The organism is uncultured Brachyspira sp., assembly GCF_944390845.1.
In the GTDB taxonomy this organism is placed as follows: Bacteria; Spirochaetota; Brachyspiria; order Brachyspirales; family Brachyspiraceae; genus Brachyspira; species Brachyspira pulli.
In genome coordinates this window covers 1-19,858 of the sequence record NZ_CALXRM010000064.1, presented here as the reverse complement: position 1 = coordinate 19,858, position 19,858 = coordinate 1, and the positions used below count along the sequence as shown (strand labels likewise).

Below are 19,858 nucleotides of genomic sequence, written 5' to 3'. Positions count from 1 at the left end.
CTTTGTCAATTTTTTGTTGTTCTTTTTCCCGCCGCACGCCACAGGCGGACAGCGTCAAAGAACCAAAAAGTGCAAGTGTAAAAAATTAGTACTAAATCATACTAAAATTGTCTTATATGTAATATGATTTATTAAATTAAAGCCCAAATATAGCCTTTCGCGAAGCGTATCCGAGCCTGTCGAGGATATAGCTTCTTTGTGGCAATACCACCCTAAAGGACTTCCTATGGTCGCAGGCACTCCTTTCAGTCGCAAAAGAAGTGGGGTGTTGCGTAAGCACGCAGAGCGGTGGGCAAAGCCCCAGATATAAAAACAAAAATATAAATTTATTTTTGACAAAATATAATTGTTTAGGTATATACAAATTTATTTATATAAAATATTGTTTAACTAAATTATACAAATAAAATATAAATAAATCATAAAATTTATTTATTTATCTCATAGAAATTATCATATTCTATATCATTTGATTTTAATGCTTCTATCAATTTATCTTTAAAAAATATTTCACTTTCCCAAGACATACCGCAGCCTGCTGATATTTCACTTGGTATTGATATTATTTTTCCTAGAGCTTCATTGTTTTTTAGCATAATATCTTTAAAAATTTTTTCTGCTCTCATAACATCAGTTGTAGTATTAAAAGTTATTATTAATCTTTTTTCTTTATCTTCTTCTTGTTTTGAGGATATGTTTGAAGTTTCAGATTTTATATTATTTTTATAAGATGAATTTTTTTCAAAACCTATAATAGCAGCACCTATAGCACCTGCATACTGACCTTTGCTGTTAGTAATAACTTTACCGCCTAAAGTTTTTTCTAATGTTTTTATTAAATAATCAAATACGCATAATCCGCCTGTAAGAAAGTATGTATTGTCTTTAAATTTTCCGCAAAGAGAGGCAACTTTATTTGCAACGGAATTTACTATAGCATAAGCAATTTCATCTTTTTGCTTTCCGCTTGCTTTAAGACTTATAACTTCTGTTTCGGCAAAAACTGTACACATAGAGCTTATAACAACATCTGTATTATTGCATTTTGAAGCTTCATCAAGGAGGGTAGGTATAGAACAGCCTAAAGAGTTAGCCATTAATTCTATAAATCTTCCAGTACCAGCAGAACATTTATCATTCATAATAAAATTGTCAACTTTGCCGTTTCTTATGCTTATTATTTTTGTATCCTGTCCGCCTATATCAATCAATGTTCCGTCTAAATTATTAAATAGATAATTTGCTCCTTTAGCATGACAAGTTATTTCTGTTACTGTTTTATTAGCGTATTCTATTGATACTCTGCCGTAACCAGTACCTATAAAATATGAATTTTCTTTATCTATATTTTTTTCTTTAAGCATTTCTAATATCTTTGAAGCAGCTTCAACTCCAGACCAGCCTGTTGGAATCATAAATAATTCTATAAAGTCATTTTTTTCTGAATCATAAACAGCCACTTTGGAAGCAGTGGATCCTATATCTATACCAATATAATACATTTTTATTTCCTTTAATAATTATTTTATAAAAAACGCTTACTTATATCTTTTATAGCATTAATTCCTATTTCTATTTCATCTATTGTATTAAAATAAGAGAAACTAAATCTTACTATTCCCTGTTTTACAGTACCAAGAGATGTATGCATAAGCGGAGCACAATGACCGCCGGATCTTGTTGCTATATCAAATTCATTTGCAAGTATATCAGAAATTTTTCCGGAATCAATATCGCCTATATTTAAAGCTACTATTGAAGTTCTATTATCTGTATCATAATTACCGTAAAATTTTATATTATCTATATTTTTAATGCCGTTATAGAAATAATTTGCTAATTCTTTTTCATGTTTTCTAATATTTTCTATGCCTTCTTTTTCTATAAATTTTAAAGCAGCATTAAGGCCAGCCATGGAATGCCCATTTAAAGTACCAGCTTCAAGTCTTGTAGGCATATTTTCCGGCTGAGTTTTTGAATATGTTTTTATTCCTGAACCGCCTGTTTTTAATGGTTTAATTTCTATTCCTTTTTTTATACATAAACCGCCTGTTCCTTGAGGTCCCATTAAACCTTTATGACCAGTAAAACAAATAATATCTATATTACTTTTTTTCATGTCTATATCAATACTTCCGGCACTTTGTGAAGCATCCAATATAAATAGTATATTATGTTTTGCACATAAATTACCAATAAAGTCTATATCTAAAATATCTCCTGTAACATTGGAAGCATGTGTACAAATAATAGCTTTTGTTTTTGATTTTATATTTTTTTCTATTTCATCATAGTCAATTTCACCATTAATATTTGCTTTTATTATTGTAATTTCTGCTCCAAGTTCTTCCATTTCATAAAGAGGTCTTAAAACACTATTATGCTCTAATGAAGTTGTTATGATATGTGTATCCTGATAATTATTTATTATTCCTTTAATAGCTGTATTTAATGCCTCTGTAGAATTACTTGTGAAGGCAACATAATTCGGGCTGTATCCATTAAAAAGTTTGACTATTCTCTCTCTAGTTTCTAGTATAATTCTTTCACTATTTAAAGACGATTCATAAGAGCCTCTAGAAGCATTGGCAAAACTATTTATAGCTTCGAAAACTGATTTAGCAACAGTATCAGGTTTTTTTAATGTAGTGGCGGCATTATCAAAATATATCATACAATATAATCCCAATTATTACTAACTTTTGTTTGTTCTTTGTTTTTATAGAATGTTTAATAATAAATTAATAAAAATTGCAAGCTTTATAATAAATTGATTATAGGCTTACAATTTTTATTTATATCAAAATTGAAATTATAACATTTCAACAAATGCTTCTAATCTTGTTCTAAGCTGTCCGCTGTCGCTGTTAGAATAATTAGTTTCTATTTGTAAATATGATTTTCCGCATCCTTCTACAGTACGTCTTACTTTTTCACTTTCTACAGCATAAGTATGACAAGCACTTAAAGTAACATCTACAACACCGTCAATTTGGTATTCATCTATATATTGTTTTATTATATCCATTCTTTCGTCATTAGGACTCATAACAGAACAAGGTATATTCAAATATCTTTCTGCTATAGCTTCTATTGGATCTTTACTTTCATCTACAAGCATTTCAAAACTTTTAGTTCCAACACAGCTTTCAAAACAAACAACACTTGATCCAACTTCTTCTAATTGTTTTATAATTTTATCTACAAGTCCTCCGGTAGGGCAGCCTGTTATTAATATTCTAGGTGTATTTTTAGTAAATGGAGATTCTCCTTTTTCATGTTTTTCTTTAAGAGTATCTACTAATTTTTTTATTTCTTCCATATAGAGTTTTCTGTCAAATTTATAATTAGATGCCTGCAAAGCTTCATGCATATCACTTCCTTTAATAGGAGATGGTATCAATTTTCCTAAATTAAAAAACTCTTTTATTATTTTTCTTTCTTCATTGCATAATTTTATAGATTCTTTTAATTTTTCTTCTGTAATTGTTACATTAAACTTTTTTTCTAATCTTTTTATAAGTTCTTTTATTTCATTTTGCCAAAGTGCTATAGAGAATTCATTTCTTGAATGAGGAAGCTGCATTACATGAGTATCTTTTATTTCACCCAAAAGTTCATACATCTTTTTCTTTCCGTCGCATGTAGTTTCTCCAACTATAATATCAGAAAAATACATATATGGACATTTATCAGTAATAGCAAAACCATAGCTTGATTTTATTAATGGGCATAAATTTTTAGGTAAATATTTTTCAGCTTCTGGTATAGTTTCATCATTTGTAGAGCATAATGATACTGCTATAGCATCAGCTGCATATATTACTTCTTTTGGTGTATATGTACAAAAAGTGCCTACTACATTTCTTCCTTTATCTTTTTCTTCTTTCATTGTAATAAAGCCTTTTTTGCGTGCATCATTAAATGTTTCAAAAATTTCCGGTAAATTATTATTAGACATACTATTATTCCTTTATATATTAAATAAAATTAAATTAAAAATGATATTAATTTGAATTCTATAGACTATAGAAAAGGTATATTAATTATGTCTAGTATATTTTATAGATAAATATGATATAGCTGCTATTATTTTAGATTTTGCGAAATTTGTTATCATATTTTTTAATATCTCCAAATTCCCCAAACATCTATTCCGCCAGCAAATGCATTGTTTATATTGAAATCAGCACTTTTCTTCATTATGCCTTGTCCTTCAGCATAGGCAGTCAAACCAAATGTAAGATTTTCAATAAGTGTAACCTGAAGCTCTCCTTCAATACCATAATGTAAATTGTATTCTCCGTCTGTTTTATATATATTTCCTTCAAACATAAGTCTAGGCATTATATAAGTATATAAAGCACCTAATTTAGCTTCAAATTTGGCAGGAAGTAATACATAGAATCTCATACTGTCAGTTGCTCTTTCTGTTTGTTCAGCATCACTATAGTAATAGTTATTTAAAGCATCAGAAGCATATCCTGCATCTATAGTTGCCCATCTAGCTCCTATACCATAATAATAAGCCAATTTAATAGGCAAACTTATTTGTACAGGGAAATTATCGAATCTTGTAAGCATAATATTACCATATAAAGATCCTCCAATAACCATAGGAGGTGTTTTACTGCCTGAAACTTCTTTTGGTGTGCTTGAAAGCTGTATACCATAATGAAGTGACATAGTAAATTCATCTAATAAACCGCCTCTAAAAAGGAAACTAAATTTTGGTGTTGTACTTACAGATACTTTTCCGCCATAATAGTTTTGATTTCCGAAAGAGAATGATACAGGGAAAGATAATCTATATCTGTCATTTGCAAATCCAAATGAAAAAGAATGGCTATGTGCTATTGGGGCATTTTTTTCAGTAAGATCATTATATAAGTTAAATTGATATCCGAAAGCAAACATTCCATAACTTAAACCAACAAATCCTTTAGGTACAAATGCTAATTTTCTTTTTCCATCTTGATTTGAATAACTATTATCAACTATATGTGATAAATCTAGTATAGCAACACCTAATTTAAAAGGAGTGTTGTGATTCATCATAGGAGCAAAATCGTATATTGTGCTTACTCTGTCAGAACCGAATCTTGTTGATGTTACTCCATCTATTAAATTATGCATGTTATCTTTGTCTATTATATCATCTATAGCAAATGCAAAAGAACTGAATAATAGTAATAGTAGACATACGAACTTTTTCATTTTTTCTCCGCGTTTAGTATTTATATGTTGCAAAACAGATATTATTTAATATTGTAATACAATCGACATTATATAATAATGTCGTATTAGTTTATAGTAGAAATCTTATTTTTTCAAGTGCAATTTATAATTATTGTTTTATTTGTTTGTTATTAAATTTAAGCTTATCTTCTTCCGATAAATTGATAAATATAGAGTTTTATATGATAAAAGATTTTATTTATTTTATAGTTGTTATTTTATCAAAAACAATTATAGATTTATTCAGACTATTCGGCAGTATTATACTGTTTGGTTTTATACTATATGTTCTTTCATCTTTAACAAGAAGAATATTCGCTAAAACATTAGGTTCAAAAACGGAAGTATATCTTACTGGCTGGATAGGAACTCCTATACATGAACTTTCTCATGCTTTATTTTGTTTAATATTCAGACATAAAATCAATGATATTAAATTATTCAATACAAAGTCAGACACAATAGGGTATGTACTTCATAGTTATGATTCTAGGAGTTGGTATCAGCAAATAGGAAATTTCTTTATAGGTGTTGGGCCTATTATAATTGGTACATTAATAGTTTATTTACTATTTATATTATTGGCTCCTGAATTAAAAAGCAATATATTCAAAATGCCTCATGTTCAATATAAACAAATGTTCAATTCAGAAATTTTATCCGTGTTATACTACACTGTTTCTAATATTTTTGTTTATACATATAATATTTTCATTAATATAATAAAAAATGTGATTACTTATTCTTCATTTAAAAGTATAACATTTTGGATATTTTTATATTTATCTATATCTATAGCTTCTCATATGGAATTAAGTCCAGCAGATTTATCTCATGCTTGGAAGGGTATGATTGTAATATTTGCTGTATCTTTAATATTAAATACATTTTTGATTTTGATAAAAATATTCTTAAAAATAGATATACCAGATTCTGTATATATTTCTATAAATAAGCTGCTTGAAACTTATAATATGATTTTGATATTTTCTTCTATAATATCATTATTTAATGTAATAATATCATATTTAATACTTACACCGATTAATTTAATAAGAAACGGCGGTTTGATTAATCCATTCAGCGGTTAAGTTAATAAGTTTAATTAGAATAAATAAAAAAGATTTAAAATAAAAAGATTATAATTAAGATTATTTTTTACTTCCAAATTTATTTTTAACAAAGTTGCTTAAAATATTTAATTTATCAGCAGTAGCCTCTTTGGAAGCTTCTAAGTTTTGGCTTTCTATTTCTTCGTAAACTTCTTTTCTGAATATTTTTACATTTTTAGGTGCATTAATGCCTAGTTTGATTTGATCTCCTCTTATATCAACTAGCATTATTTCTATATTATCACCTATTACTATGCTTTGATTAATTTTTCTAGAAAGTACAAGCATTGTTATGAACTCCTTTCTTCTGTTTTATTTTCTGAATTATTATCACCATCTTCTAATAGAATAGAATGTCTGGTAGTATATTTATCTCCGGAAACAGTACATTGTTTAGCTTTATGATTTTTGATATTAAAAACTACAGGTGCTACCAAATTAGCACTCATAGTTTTTAAATCATTATTTGGAATGCTGACAATAGTAAGAAGGTATAAATCTTCTTTATTTTCTATGCCTAAATACTTTATATCATCATCATGAACATCTGGTTCATAATTTTTGAATACTAAAAATGGATCAATAAGTATAAAGCATACATTTTTATTGTCTTTAGATTGTAGGATTTTAAATGTTCCTTCCTTGTCCATATTAACTAAATAGAACTCATCATAGTCTTCAAAAGCTAATATTGTACCATTTAAATGATATAGAGAGTCATCTGAAACTTCTATTTTTCCCAGTATCCTAGATTCTATTTCAGGCATATAATAATTTCCTTTTATACTTTTTATTTTTTAGATTGTCAGCATTTATTTTTTATGTTTAATAGTTTTTATTTATCTTAAATAATCCATAAGAGTTCTGCCTAATAATCTTCCAGCTGTTTGTAAGGAAGCATTATGAGCATATTGCCACATATTGAAGTTAACTATTTCTTCAGAATAGTCAATATTTTCATTTTTAGCCAAAGCTTCTTCAATAGCTAATTTTTGATCTTCAAAGCTAGCATAACCCATATCTAATCTTGTTACTTTAGATGAAGCATTAGCTTGTACAGTAGCAACATTGTCCAAAGCACTGTCTATATAACCTAAAGCTTCAGAACCTATAGCTCTTACATCATCATTAAGCATTGCATCTCTTAAATATATTAAAGTTTCAAATACGCTTTTTCCAGTAACTAAAGCACTAGGCTCATAGTTGTTTTCTGGAGTATTAGGAGCACCAACTCTTACTAAACCTATATCTTGTAATACAGTACCGCCTGATAAGTCTTGTAATAATATTTTGTGAGGTGTTCCAGTTTTTAATTGTATAACTTTTTCTCCGCCTTTTAAATCACCTATGCTTGCACTTACATTTCCATTAGCATCATTTATTCTTTGAACTATTGCTTCAATATTATCGCCTTGTTTGATATTGATAACCATATCATCAATCATAATATCTTGATTTTCAGCAGCTATATAAGTAGAAGCATCTGTTGTAGAAATAATTTCCATATCAGTACCCCAGAAAGCATAGTTACCTGGAGTAGCAACATTGATAACCTGACCATTTTCTACTTCTCTGTTTTGAGCATTAGCATCACCTTCATATATAACAGATTTTATTAAAGAACGTCCTGCTTTTTCATCATGTCCGTAGAATGCTCTGAATGGGGCAGTTTTTATACTTGTACCTGAAAATATAAATTCACCTTTGCTTTGGGTTTTTGAAATGTCATATATTCTTTCTAACATTTCTTCAACTTCCATAGCCATTTTTGCTCTGTCATCAGCACCATAAGTACTGTTTGCACCTTGTACTGCTAAATCTCTAGCTCTGTTTAAAGCTTCTGTTATTCCAGACATAGAATCATGTGCTACGCTTAATTTTTCTTTACCATCAACTATATTATTTTGATATCTATCAACTGAAGACATTCTAGTTCTGTAGTAGATAGAATTTATAGTTGAAGTAACGTTCTGGTGAGGGTACTGTACCCTTTGACCAGTAGATAATCTAGTTTGAGAAGCTTCCATCTCATTATAGTTTCTTTTTATTGTACTAACTGTTCTATTGAATTGGGCTTGTTCAGTAACTCTCATAATTTGTATCTCCTGTTTTTATATAGAAGTGATTATATATCGTTTCTATTCTCGTAATAATTAAAAATTCTTTTATTATTTTTTTATGATATATATTCTTTATCTATTATTAATAATTATTAAAAATCATAAAAAATTCTTCTTTATTATCGGAAACTATAATTATAAAAAATATTATGATTACATATTATTATTAAAAATTATATTATTGTATTATGATAACTAATCAATCATTTAAATATTATTTTAATTTATCATAATTATTTTCTACTAGATTATAAGAGTATATTTTTTCTTTATCAGAATTTTTTACTATATTCCAAAGTATAGAAGCTGCTTTTAATTTATTTTTTTAAATTTTATTTCTATCATCATCGCAGAAATCTTTTAAGAATTTATTCCATTGACATGAAGTATTATCATATTTTGCATAATTATTTTTTTTATAGTAAACATCAATCATATCTTTTATAGTGAAATTAGCATCATTGTTTTCTTTTACTTTTTTCCAAACTGCTGCCATATCAGCATTGAATTTATCTTGATTTGTATATACCTAAACAATTATATTTTGTCAAAAATAATTTTTTTAATTTAAAATATTTTCAGGGCCTTGCCCCGAATCCCAGTTCTTTTACCGAGTAGGTACCTTTATGTATTGGTATAAAAGAACCAATATCCTCAACAAGCTCGGATACGCTTCGTGAAGAACTGCATTTTTATAGGTTATACCCTATATTTAATAGGCATGTTTTTAATATAAGGTTCTAGCAATTGCGTTTTTTGCTACTTTGAGAAGTCCGCAGAGCGTGTGCGGCAAAAAAGTAGATAACATTTATATAAAGTGCATCAATTGACAAACTTAAAAATTTTGGGTATATACTAAAAATTTTTAACTTTGTCAATTTTTTGTTGTTCTTTTTCCCGCCGTAAAAAGAACCAAAAAGTGCAAATATAAAATTAGTATTAAATCATACTAATTATGTTTTACATGTAAGATAAATTACTAAATTTAAGTCGAAATGTAGCCTTTTTGCTTCTTTGTGGCAACAAAAGAAGTGGGGTTTGGGGCAAAGCCCCAAATATAAAACCAAAACATAAATTTATTTTGACAAAGTATATTTTTTTATGTATATTTAGAAAATAATTCTCTGAATTTATTATTAAAAGCAAAACTGCATTCTAATAATTTTGAATCTAAATTAATATTTGTATATTTTATTTTTTTAATGTTTCTTATTTTCTTTTTGGGTATCAAATTTCCATTGAAATATTCTTCTATATTTTTATTTAATTCTTTTTTATTGCATATATGATTAATATTTAATTGTTTGCATATAGATTTTAACTCATTATGATACCAATAGTATTTATTAAATTCTTTGTAGGTTTTTATATCTTCAAAATTAGGTCTCATATATAAAATGCTATAATATTTTGGAGTTTTTTACAATTAAATTTTTTTGTTATTTTATATGTACTTTTTTAAAATAGTATATATAATATAGTAGTTTTATTTTAATAGGATTTATATTTTCATGAATTTTTCAATATTATTATCATCTATAATAATTATTCTTTGTATAATTGTCAGTAAAATTTCAACTAAAGTAGGAGTACCTTCTCTTTTGCTTTTTTTGTTTTTGGGAATAATATTTGGTACAGACGGACTTTTGAAGATACAGTTTGATGATTATAAAGTTGCTGAACAGTTATGTACTATAACATTGATATTTATTATGTTTTACGGCGGATTTGGAACAAATTGGAAGGCAGCAAAACCTGTTGCCGGTAAAGCTTTTCTTTTGTCATTTATAGGTACTTTTATTACTTCTATGGTAACAGGTGCTTTATGTTATTTTGTTCTTAAATTTGAATTGTTTGAAAGCTTTTTAATAGGCTCTGTTATAGGATCAACAGATGCTGCTTCAGTATTCTCAATATTGCGTTCCAGAAATTTGAACCTTAAAGACGGTTTGGCTTCATTATTAGAGCTTGAAAGTGGAAGTAACGACCCTATGTCATATATGCTTACCGTTATATTTTTAGGGCTTTTAGGGCATACTTTAACAAGTCCTTTTGCTATTATATATATGGTATTTGCTCAAATTGTTTTTGCTTTGATTGTAGCTGCTGCAGTATCATTTATGGCTTATAATGTTCTTAGAAGATTTAAATTCCCTGTTAATGGACTTGATACTATATTTGTACTTGCTGTAGCATTGCTTTCTTATTCTCTTTCTGCTGTAATTGGCGGTAATGGATATTTAAGCGTTTATTTAGTTGGTATAGTTTTAGGAAATACTAGAATTAAAAATAAAGTTACTTTAGTGCATTTCTTTGACGGTGTTACAGGACTTATGCAAATGGTATTATTCTTTTTGTTAGGACTTTTGTCTTTCCCATCAAGAATATTCAATGTTGCTCCTACAGCTATTTATGTAGCACTTTTTATAACATTTGTAGCAAGACCTATAGCAGTATTTTCATTGCTTACACCATTTAAAGTGGCATTAAAAAAACAATTATTAGTTATGATTGCCGGATTTAGAGGGGCAGCATCAATAGTATTTGCTATATTTGTAATAGTCAATAACAACAATATAAGTTATGATATATTCCACATTGTGTTTTTTCTAGCTATAATATCAGTATCCTTCCAAGGTACATTGCTTCCTTTTGTAGCTAAAAAATTAGATTTAGTTGACTCAGATGAAAATGTACTTAAAACATTCAACGACTATGTAGATGATTCTGATATGGAGCTTATACAAATTACAATACCGCCTCATCATCATTGGGTAGGAAGACCTATAATGGAAATAGAACTTCCAGAGGATTCTATAATTGTAACTATAGAAAGAGGCGAGACAACTATTATTCCTAATGGAAAAACTATTATTGAACAAGGAGATGTTGTTATATTGAATGCTAAAAAGACTAAATATTATGATATAAGTCTTAGAGAGATACATATTAATGTTCATCACCCTTGGAGAGATAAAGAATTAAAGGATTTACATTTACCTAATAATAATTTGATAGTAATGATAAAGAGAGAAGGCGGTACTGTAATTCCTAGAGGCAATACTATGATTAAAGATAAAGATGTGGTGCTTTTAAGAGAAATATAATTTTAGTAATAATTTTTGTAAAAAATGAAAAAATATTATTTATTTTTTACCATATACTTTAAGAATGGTTATAATATATAGTATTTTTCATAAATAATCTCCCACTTTTATTTAGCTTTATAGCTTTTAAAGCTAAATAAAAGTGACTTTTTTTATATTTCTGTTTTGTTGACTTTTTTATATTTTCTTATTATACTCAAAAAAAATACTTTTGGATATTTTATGTTGAAAGAATTTTATAATGATGATATTAAAGCAATAGACGCTAGATTTGAAGCTCAAAAAATAGCTTTTGCTCCTATTATATTTCAAGTTTCAAAATGCATGATAGATTTTAATATATTAAAGATTATAGAAGAAGCAGGAGATGCTGGAATCACAGAAGAAGATATTTTAAAAAAAGTTGATTTATCATCTTATGCTCTTTCTACTTTACTAGAATTAAGTTTAGGACTTTCTTTAATAAAAATCTTGAAAGATTCTAATCCTTATAAATATATTTTGGGTAAAATAGGTTTTTTCCTTATCAATGATAATCTTACAAGAGTAAATATTAATTTTGTAAATGATATATGTTATAAAGGAATGTTTTATTTAAATAACAGTTTGAAAAATTCAAAGCCTGAAGGATTGAAAGTATTTGGCGATTACGAAACAATATACAAGGGCTTATCTTCCATTCCTGAAAGCGATAGAAAAAGTTGGATAGATTTTGACAACTATTATTCTGATGGATGTTATGAGAGTTCTTTACCTATTATTTTTAAAAAAAGCAGAAAAAATATTATGGATATAGGTGCTAATACAGCAAAGTTCTCTATATCAGCATTGAAATATAATAGTGATATTAAATGTTCATTAGTAGATTTGGAAGGTCAAATTAAATTAGCTAAAAAAAATATAGATGATAATAATTTTTCGAGTAGGGTAGAGTACTTCCCTATGAATATATTGGAAGAAGAAAATAAGTTACCAAAAAATTGCGATGTTATTTGGATGAGTCAATTTTTAGATTGTTTTTCTATAGAACAAATAAAATTAATAATGAGGAAGGTAAAAGAAGTTTCTGATCAAGATACTGATATATTTGTATTAGAACCATTATGGGATAAACAAAAATATATATCATCAGCATTTTCTATACAAGCTACATCTTTATACTTCACAGCTATTGCTAACGGCAACAGTAAAATGTATCCTTATAAATTACTTGTAGATACTATAGAAGAAGAAGGATTTAAGCTTGTAAATGAATATCATAGAATAGGAAAGACATATCATTCATTGTTGAATTTTAAATTAAAGATCTAATATTATAGATTTGTTTCTTCCGGTTTCCTTGGCATTATATAATGATTGATCTGCTTTATGTATGAAGGATCTTAATGTCATATTTTTTTCTTTTATAGCTCCGCCTAAAGAAGCAGTTGCCTTTAATGAATATTCTTCTGTAGAAAAATCACTTTCCATTAAATAAATTCTGATTTTTTCCATAGCATCAAAAAGAATATCTTTATTATCAATATCAAAAGCAATTAAAAATTCTTCTCCGCCGTATCTTCCTAATACAGATTTATGAGGTATATTTTTTAATGCCTCTTTCATAACTCTTGAAGCATTCTTTAATACATGGTCTCCTATATTATGTCCGTAACTATCATTATAATGTTTGAATTTGTCTAAGTCTATTATTACTATAGAATATATTTGATTAGATACTTCTTTTTCTTGAAGGTACTTTAATATATAACCTCTATTATAAAGCCCTGTTAATTTATCTCTATTTGCTAAGAATGATAATTTTTCACTATAAAGTATTATAGACAAATAATTTATTAATATTGCTATTTTATCTTTATCCTTATTGCTATTAATAACTATATGTCCGAATTCATTACCTCTAGCAAATAATGGATATTGTTGATTATTTTCTTTATTATTTATAACAGTTTTGTTAGCTGATACATACCATAAAGCAGCTTCTGTGCTATCTTCTTTACAAAAATAGATGGCAAAACTTTTTATCACTTTTTTAGAACTAGCTTCAAAAGTCTTTATTATTCCATCTACCGAAAAAGGATCTGGTATTTCATTTAATGTGTCTATAATTTCTCTTATGTCATTCATAGTCGATACATTATACTAAACAATATATAATTGTAAATAGTAGTTTCCAAAAAAGTAATAAATATTGTAGAAATTCTAACAAATTTTTAGTTTTTATTTGATAAATAATAAAATTTTTTAGATATTTAATTATTATTATTTTTTTATAAATATTGTTTTATGAATTAAAAAAGGACCCACAAAAAGTGAGTCCTTTTTATTTATTTTATTAATTTTTATCTTCTTCCTCTCAAATATTTCTTGATAGGTATGAAATCAGCAGGATTCAATGCTACACCATTTCTTCTTACCTCAAAGTGTAAATGGCTTCCAGTAGATCTTCCTGTACTTCCCATTCTTCCTATCATTACACCAACACCAACATTAGCACCAGCTTTTGTAGTTATAGAGTTTAAGTGTCCATAATAAGTTGTGTAGCCTTTATCATGTCTTACTATAACTAAATTACCATAACCGCCGCTGTAACCTGCGAATATAACTTTACCTTTTCTAGCAGCATATACAGGAGTATTAAGTCTTCCAGGTATATCAACACCCATGTGTTTAGTTCTAACACCTGTAATAGGGTGAACTCTGTATCCGAATACACTGCTTATTCTAGTGATAGTTGTAGGAATACTGAACATCTGTCCGAATTTATCTATTCTTTCATCTAAAGTATATTTAGCACCAGGTAAGAATATATCATCTCCAGCAGCTATAGCATTAGTATCTGTTATTTTATTGAAGCTAAGAACTCTATTTAAAGCTACATCATATCTTTCTGTAACTTCTTCTATAGTTTCGCCTTTTTTCATAGTATATAATAAACCATTACGGTTAGGAACTATGATTTTTTGTCCAGGTCTTAATCTATTGGCATTTGTTATCTTATTAACGCTAACTATAGTATCTAAATTAGCACCTATTTTTCTTGAAATAACAGTTAAGTTGTCGCCTTCTTCTATTATATACTCATCATATTTCATTCCTATTGTACCATCGCCAACTAATGTATTATCTGCTGTTATAGTATTGTAGAAAATATCAGTTGCATTTTCTAAAGTTACTGCAGATGTTACAGTAGGAACTTCTGATAAACTATTTTCCGGATTGCTAGACAATTGTTCCGGCGACATTTCATCTAATATTTTATTGTATGCTATATTTGTAGGCATTTTATCATTTGGAAGTATTGCAGCATTAGAAGTTTGACGCATATTCATTATTAAGAAATTTGCTAGGAACATAAATAGAGATAATGAAAGAACTGTGATTGAAAATTTCTTAATAAGACCTACAAATACATTATTCTTTTTTTCGCTGGCATACCTTGTAGAATGAACATAAGTGGTTCTGATTCTGGTAGCAGTGCTGTCATTGTTAAATTTTGATTTGATTTTGCCTAGCATATCTTCTAAATATGAAAACATGCCAGTCTCTTTGCGGATTTTGGTGTACTTAAATTTGTTATTTTTCATATTGTTACTGTTAAATTAATACCAAACTGTTGATTTACTAATAAATAATTCATACTAATATAAAATATTTTTTAGTATTGTCAAGTATATAATTTCTTTTTTTTAAAATTTAGTTTTCATTGTACATGTTCGGAAATTTCTTTAAATGAATTTAGATAATAATTGTTTTTTAAATTTAAAAGTATATTTTTATCGGTTATTCCGTACAAAACAATAAAACATTTTATTTTTGAATTTATGGCAAATTCATAGTCTGGAACACCATCGCCAACCATAACTGTCTCATCTTCTATAAGATTATAGTCTTTTTTTAAACTATGCCAAATATTTGCATCCGGTTTCCTGTATGGATAAACACCATCTCCTATAACAGCTTTAAAATATTTTAATATATTTAATTTATCAGCGGTCTTTTTTACCATCTTATTTGGCTTGTTGCTTATAATAAACATGGTTTTATTTTGTTTGTATAGGGATTCCAATGTATCATAAACACCATCATAAAGTTTGGTATTATCAACGCAATGTTCCTCATAACATTTCATATAAAAGTTATATGCTTCTTCTTCTATATTTTCATTATTACTATATTTATTAACAGCACGTTTTATTAAAAGCCTAGCACCATTTCCGACAAATTTATGTGCATCTTCCATTGTTATAGTTTCTAGGCTGAAATGCTTTAAAGTAGTATTTACACAATTATGAATATCATATATTGAATCTACTAAAGTTCCATCTAAATCAAATATTATGTTCTTAATCATTATAATTTAACTATTCTGTAATTTTTCTCTGTTTTGTGCTTTTTTTATTCCGCGTGTAGTATTGTTTCTTAGCTCTTTTAATTCTCTTTTTAATCTTCTTTTTTGATATGATTCAAGTCTGTCTATGAAAGATATTCCGTTTGTATGGTCTATTTCATGCTGAAGAACTTTTGCTACATAGTCTTCTGCTTCTAATATCTGCTCATTTCCTTCTTTATCCATATACTGTACTTTTATTTGCTTGTATCTTGCTACATCATCTCTTATTTCTGGGAATGATAAACAGCCTTCTTCTAATACTTCTTTTTCTTCTCCATGCCATACGATTTCTGGATTTATTAAAGCCAATTTAAAATCAGGCTTTGTTTCATCATCAAAATCTGGTACTGATACAACTATTAATCTTTTTAACACACCAATTTGTACAGCAGCAAGTCCTACACCTCTTTCTTTGTACATAGTTTCAAACATATCATCTATTAAAGTAAGTATTTCTTCATCAACTTTTTCTATTTTTTCTGATACCTGCTGCAGTCTTTCATCTCCGTATATAACTAACTCTCTAAGCATGTTTTCTCCTAAATTTATAGAAATTAATAATATTTATTATTAATTAATTTTTTATCTTATTTAATTGCTTTTATCAAAAAAATAAAAATTATTAATCACATTATAATAAATTTTTATTTTTTATATAATATTAAATTTTTTATTTATAGTCAAGACATTTTTTATATCAAGTTTACATAATTTTTTTTATTAATTGGGCTTAAATTTAGTAAATTCCTTTGACAAATGATTTTTTTGTTGTAGAATAAACTTCATGATGAGAGTAGCATATTTTGATTTGGATAAAACGATTTTAAGTAAAGATTCTATAGTTCCATTTATGAAATTCTATTTAAAAAAGAATCCAAGCAGTATAATTTATTATATAGCTTTGATACCTTATTTCCTTTTATTCTGTTTGAAAATAATAAATAATGAAAGCGTAAAGTATAGAATAGCTCATATATTCAAAAATATAGATATAGAATTCGGTGATAAAATAGGCAAGGAATTTGCAGATACTGTAGTACCAACACTTTATTATCAAGATGCCTTAGAAGAAATAAAAAGACTAAAAAAAGAAGGATATACACTGGTTTTAATTACAGCTAGTTTTGAGATATATGCAAAATATATAGCAAAAAATTTAGGTTTTGACAGATGTATGGGTACAGAGTTATGGACTTTTAGGGGAAAGTATACTGGATATATGTACGGAAGGAATTGTTATGGTTCAGCTAAGAGATATAGATTGTATACTGAAAGTTTCTTTCCAAAGCATAGTGATAAAAACAGAGCTTACAGTGATTCTATAAGTGATTTACCTCTTTTTGATTTTGCCGACATTAAGGTATGTGTTAATCCGGATAAAAGATTAAAATCACATGCTTTGAATAATAAAGATAAAGGTTTTATCATAGTTAATTGGAGATAATAATATGGTTAATGAAGTTATTAATACATCAAATGATGAAATTCTTGATATTATAAAAGAAAGCAATGATATTATTGTAGAGAAGATTAATAATTTTATAGATATAAATAATATCTCTTATGCTAAAAAACTGGCTTTAGAATTAATAAAAAAAGATAATAAATATAAATATGGTTATTTAGTTTTAGCTGATATATATTACGAGGAAAATGACTATAAATCTGTTATTGATTTGATGAATAATGCTCTTAATTTTATAGAAAATGACAAGGATTTACTTGAGAATAAGATTGAGGCATTAATAAGCACTTATGAATACGATGAAGCTAAAAAGGTTATAGAAAAATTAATATCTCTTGGAGATGTGAACTCAAGTGTTTACGGACAATATGGTATTATACTTTCTATTGAAGGCAAGTATAATGATGCTATAGAAAAATATAAAAAAGCTATATCAATAGATAATGATGATGTTTTATCAATGATTAATATGTCCGTAGCATACAGAGCTATGTATAAATATGATAATGCAATAGATATTTTGGATAGGGCATTAACTATAAATAAAAATGATTCTAATATAATAAACAGAATGAACAATATGAAATATTTAAGGGATAATGCCAAATTTGATATTGATAAATTCGTACCTATTCAAGCTAATCCAGATAAATTTCATTTACTTGTACCGGAAAATTTCAATGCTTCCATAGATGGTTCAGTATTAAAAATAGAAAGTCCTGATAATAGAATATCAATTATAATAAGCTACAGTAATGAAAAGTATGATGATAAGGCTATAAAAGAGCTTTTTGACGGATTTAAAGAGAGGAGAGGTGAGTTGTATGCTATAATTACTCCTATATCCATAAAACAAAGAGAAGAATATAATGATTTATTTGCAGAGTTCATATTTACTTCAAAAATAAATAAAAATGATTTCTTTAATGCTATAGCTGTAGTAGGTAAAGGTAATGAATCTATAATACTTACAATTTCTTCAACTGTAACAATAAGCAGTAATTTAATATCATTTGCTAAAGATGTTATGAATAGTTTGTATTTTAAATAAAAATATAAGATAAAATTTAATCTAATTATTATACATTTTTAAATATTTGATTGATAAATTAGTATATAGTAAGAATTTTTAAGTTTGTCAATTTTAGTTTTTTCAATTTTATTGCTTGTGGTGGCTTTGCCCCCACACCCCCAGTTCTTTTGCGACTGAAGGAAGTACTGTAAGTATTGGCACAAAGAACCTATATCCTCGACAGGCTCGGATACGCTTCGCGAAAGACTGCATTTTTAGGCTATATCCTATATTTAATAGGCATGTTTTTAATATAAAGTTATAGCAATTGCGTTTTTTGCTACTTTTTTGTGCTGCAAAAAAGTAGATAAAATTTATATAAAGTGCATCGGTTGACAAACTTAAAAATTTTCAGTATATACCTAAACAAATATACTTTGTCAAAAATAAATTTATGTTTTGGTTTTATATTTGTGGCTTTGCCCCAAACCCCACTTCTTTTGCTACCGAATGGAGTGCCTTTGGCGTGCCACAAAGAAGCTTATACCCTCGACAGGCTCGGATACGCTTCGAGAAAGACTGCATTTTTAAAATAAATTTTAGGTATTACTATGAATTTAAGACATATTGTAATAATATAAGGTTGTAGTACTTGCGTTTTTCGCTCTGCGTGCTGCGACCGAAGGGAGTACCTTTAGGTATGGCAGCAACTTTGACGAAGTCCGCAGAGCGTGTGCGACAAAAAAGTTGATAATACATCTACCAAAATATTAAAATTGACAAAATATATTTGTTTCAGTATTTTACCAAAAATTTAAAATTATCTTTATTCTTATATATAAAAAATTTGTTAAAGCACTTTTTTATTAAACCGACAATAATCAAGACAACTATTTTATTGAGGTAAAATAATATGAGTATGTTTGCTGATACAACTTATGCTAAAACTATGACAGTGGCTAAAAAGCTATTAAATGTTTACGGCCTTAGAGCTGAAGTTATAGCGGATAATATAGCAAATGTATCTACTCCTAATTTTAAAAGAAGCGATGTAACTTTTGAATATCAATTAGCAAGAGCTTTAGACAGCGAAAAATACGATGGTATGGAAGCTAAAAGAACAGATTCAAGACATTTTCCTTTTCATATGCCTATGAATTATAAAGAAGTTGCTCCAACTATTACGGTAGATTATGATACTAGCTATAGAAATGATAAAAACAATGTAGACATAGATAAAGAAATGGCTGAAGAAGCTAAAAACACTTTACGTTATCAAATGTTTACACAAATAGTTAATGCTCAATACAGAGAAATTAGAAGAATGATAGGCAATGCTTAATTTTGTATTGTGAATTCTAAAGGAGAATAGTAAATGGGAATATTTTCAATAATTAATACATCTGGAAGC

General features: G+C 27.4%; 19 protein-coding genes. 6 read left to right on the top strand and 13 right to left on the bottom strand.

The window, feature by feature from the left end:
- Positions 1 to 428: 428 nt before the first annotated feature.
- The 4 genes from Q0K52_RS11680 to Q0K52_RS11665 form a co-directional block, all read right to left on the bottom strand.
- On the bottom strand, positions 429 to 1,502 hold the full coding sequence (locus Q0K52_RS11680; RefSeq protein WP_297299594.1) for an acyl-CoA dehydratase activase: 1,074 nt from the start codon (positions 1,500 to 1,502) through the stop codon (positions 429 to 431).
- 23 nt (positions 1,503 to 1,525) lie between these two features.
- Positions 1,526 to 2,674: an aminotransferase class V-fold PLP-dependent enzyme gene (locus Q0K52_RS11675; RefSeq protein WP_297299593.1), complete on the bottom strand. Its 1,149-nt coding sequence runs from the start codon at positions 2,672 to 2,674 to the stop codon at positions 1,526 to 1,528.
- A 138-nt stretch (positions 2,675 to 2,812) separates the two neighbouring features.
- Positions 2,813 to 3,961 (bottom strand): double-cubane-cluster-containing anaerobic reductase, encoded by a 1,149-nt coding sequence (locus Q0K52_RS11670; RefSeq protein ID WP_297299592.1) that lies wholly within the window; start codon positions 3,959 to 3,961, stop codon positions 2,813 to 2,815.
- Positions 3,962 to 4,125: 164 nt separating this feature from the next.
- Entirely contained in the window at positions 4,126 to 5,217 is a 1,092-nt protein-coding gene (locus Q0K52_RS11665) for a cell surface protein (RefSeq protein WP_297299591.1), read from the bottom strand.
- A gap of 203 nt (positions 5,218 to 5,420) precedes the next feature.
- On the opposite strand from Q0K52_RS11665, the gene Q0K52_RS11660 reads away from it, so the two are divergent.
- Positions 5,421 to 6,329: a hypothetical protein gene (locus Q0K52_RS11660; protein WP_297299590.1), complete on the top strand. Its 909-nt coding sequence runs from the start codon at positions 5,421 to 5,423 to the stop codon at positions 6,327 to 6,329.
- A 60-nt stretch (positions 6,330 to 6,389) separates the two neighbouring features.
- Here Q0K52_RS11660 and csrA read toward each other — a convergent pair whose 3' ends face one another.
- The 5 genes from csrA to Q0K52_RS11635 form a co-directional block, all read right to left on the bottom strand.
- Positions 6,390 to 6,638, bottom strand: coding sequence for a carbon storage regulator CsrA (gene csrA / locus Q0K52_RS11655; protein WP_297299589.1), 249 nt, complete (start codon positions 6,636 to 6,638; stop codon positions 6,390 to 6,392).
- A gap of 2 nt (positions 6,639 to 6,640) precedes the next feature.
- Entirely contained in the window at positions 6,641 to 7,117 is a 477-nt protein-coding gene (gene fliW, locus Q0K52_RS11650; RefSeq protein WP_297299588.1) for a flagellar assembly protein FliW, read from the bottom strand.
- Positions 7,118 to 7,189: 72 nt separating this feature from the next.
- Positions 7,190 to 8,443 (bottom strand): flagellar hook-associated protein 3, encoded by a 1,254-nt coding sequence (locus Q0K52_RS11645; protein ID WP_297299587.1) that lies wholly within the window; start codon positions 8,441 to 8,443, stop codon positions 7,190 to 7,192.
- A 352-nt stretch (positions 8,444 to 8,795) separates the two neighbouring features.
- Positions 8,796 to 8,966, bottom strand: a complete 171-nt coding sequence (locus tag Q0K52_RS11640) for a hypothetical protein (RefSeq protein WP_297299586.1) — start codon at positions 8,964 to 8,966, stop codon at positions 8,796 to 8,798.
- 603 nt (positions 8,967 to 9,569) lie between these two features.
- Positions 9,570 to 9,860: an SAP domain-containing protein gene (locus Q0K52_RS11635; protein WP_297299585.1), complete on the bottom strand. Its 291-nt coding sequence runs from the start codon at positions 9,858 to 9,860 to the stop codon at positions 9,570 to 9,572.
- Positions 9,861 to 9,981: 121 nt separating this feature from the next.
- Here Q0K52_RS11635 and Q0K52_RS11630 point away from each other — a divergent pair, with 121 nt between their 5' ends.
- Together Q0K52_RS11630 and Q0K52_RS11625 are read left to right on the top strand one after the other, a co-directional pair.
- On the top strand, positions 9,982 to 11,577 hold the full coding sequence (locus Q0K52_RS11630; RefSeq protein ID WP_297299584.1) for a potassium/proton antiporter: 1,596 nt from the start codon (positions 9,982 to 9,984) through the stop codon (positions 11,575 to 11,577).
- Between the two features lie 222 nt (positions 11,578 to 11,799).
- Complete coding sequence (locus Q0K52_RS11625) at positions 11,800 to 12,888, top strand: class I SAM-dependent methyltransferase (protein WP_297299583.1); 1,089 nt, start codon at positions 11,800 to 11,802, stop codon at positions 12,886 to 12,888.
- Here Q0K52_RS11625 and Q0K52_RS11620 read toward each other — a convergent pair.
- The 4 genes from Q0K52_RS11620 to def form a co-directional block, all read right to left on the bottom strand.
- Complete coding sequence (locus Q0K52_RS11620) at positions 12,877 to 13,704, bottom strand: GGDEF domain-containing protein (RefSeq protein WP_297299582.1); 828 nt, start codon at positions 13,702 to 13,704, stop codon at positions 12,877 to 12,879. The genes Q0K52_RS11625 and Q0K52_RS11620 overlap by 12 nt on opposite strands.
- Positions 13,705 to 13,919: 215 nt before the next feature.
- The gene (locus Q0K52_RS11615; protein WP_297299581.1) at positions 13,920 to 15,164 is read right to left on the bottom strand and encodes a M23 family metallopeptidase; all 1,245 of its coding nucleotides are present in this window, start codon (positions 15,162 to 15,164) and stop codon (positions 13,920 to 13,922) included.
- 116 nt (positions 15,165 to 15,280) lie between these two features.
- Positions 15,281 to 15,931: an HAD family hydrolase gene (locus tag Q0K52_RS11610; protein WP_297299580.1), complete on the bottom strand. Its 651-nt coding sequence runs from the start codon at positions 15,929 to 15,931 to the stop codon at positions 15,281 to 15,283.
- A 6-nt stretch (positions 15,932 to 15,937) separates the two neighbouring features.
- Entirely contained in the window at positions 15,938 to 16,501 is a 564-nt protein-coding gene (def, locus tag Q0K52_RS11605) for a peptide deformylase (RefSeq protein WP_297299579.1), read from the bottom strand.
- Positions 16,502 to 16,754: 253 nt separating this feature from the next.
- Here def and Q0K52_RS11600 point away from each other — a divergent pair, with 253 nt between their 5' ends.
- From Q0K52_RS11600 to flgB, 3 genes are all read left to right on the top strand, one after another.
- Complete coding sequence (locus Q0K52_RS11600; protein ID WP_297299578.1) at positions 16,755 to 17,414, top strand: HAD family phosphatase; 660 nt, start codon at positions 16,755 to 16,757, stop codon at positions 17,412 to 17,414.
- A 4-nt stretch (positions 17,415 to 17,418) separates the two neighbouring features.
- Positions 17,419 to 18,486 carry a tetratricopeptide repeat protein gene (locus Q0K52_RS11595; RefSeq protein ID WP_297299577.1) on the top strand — a complete coding sequence of 356 codons (1,068 nt, stop codon included), beginning with the start codon at positions 17,419 to 17,421 and terminating at the stop codon, positions 18,484 to 18,486.
- Between the two features lie 874 nt (positions 18,487 to 19,360).
- Positions 19,361 to 19,789 (top strand): flagellar basal body rod protein FlgB, encoded by a 429-nt coding sequence (gene flgB / locus Q0K52_RS11590; RefSeq protein ID WP_297299576.1) that lies wholly within the window; start codon positions 19,361 to 19,363, stop codon positions 19,787 to 19,789.
- The last annotated feature ends 69 nt before the right edge of the window (positions 19,790 to 19,858 follow it).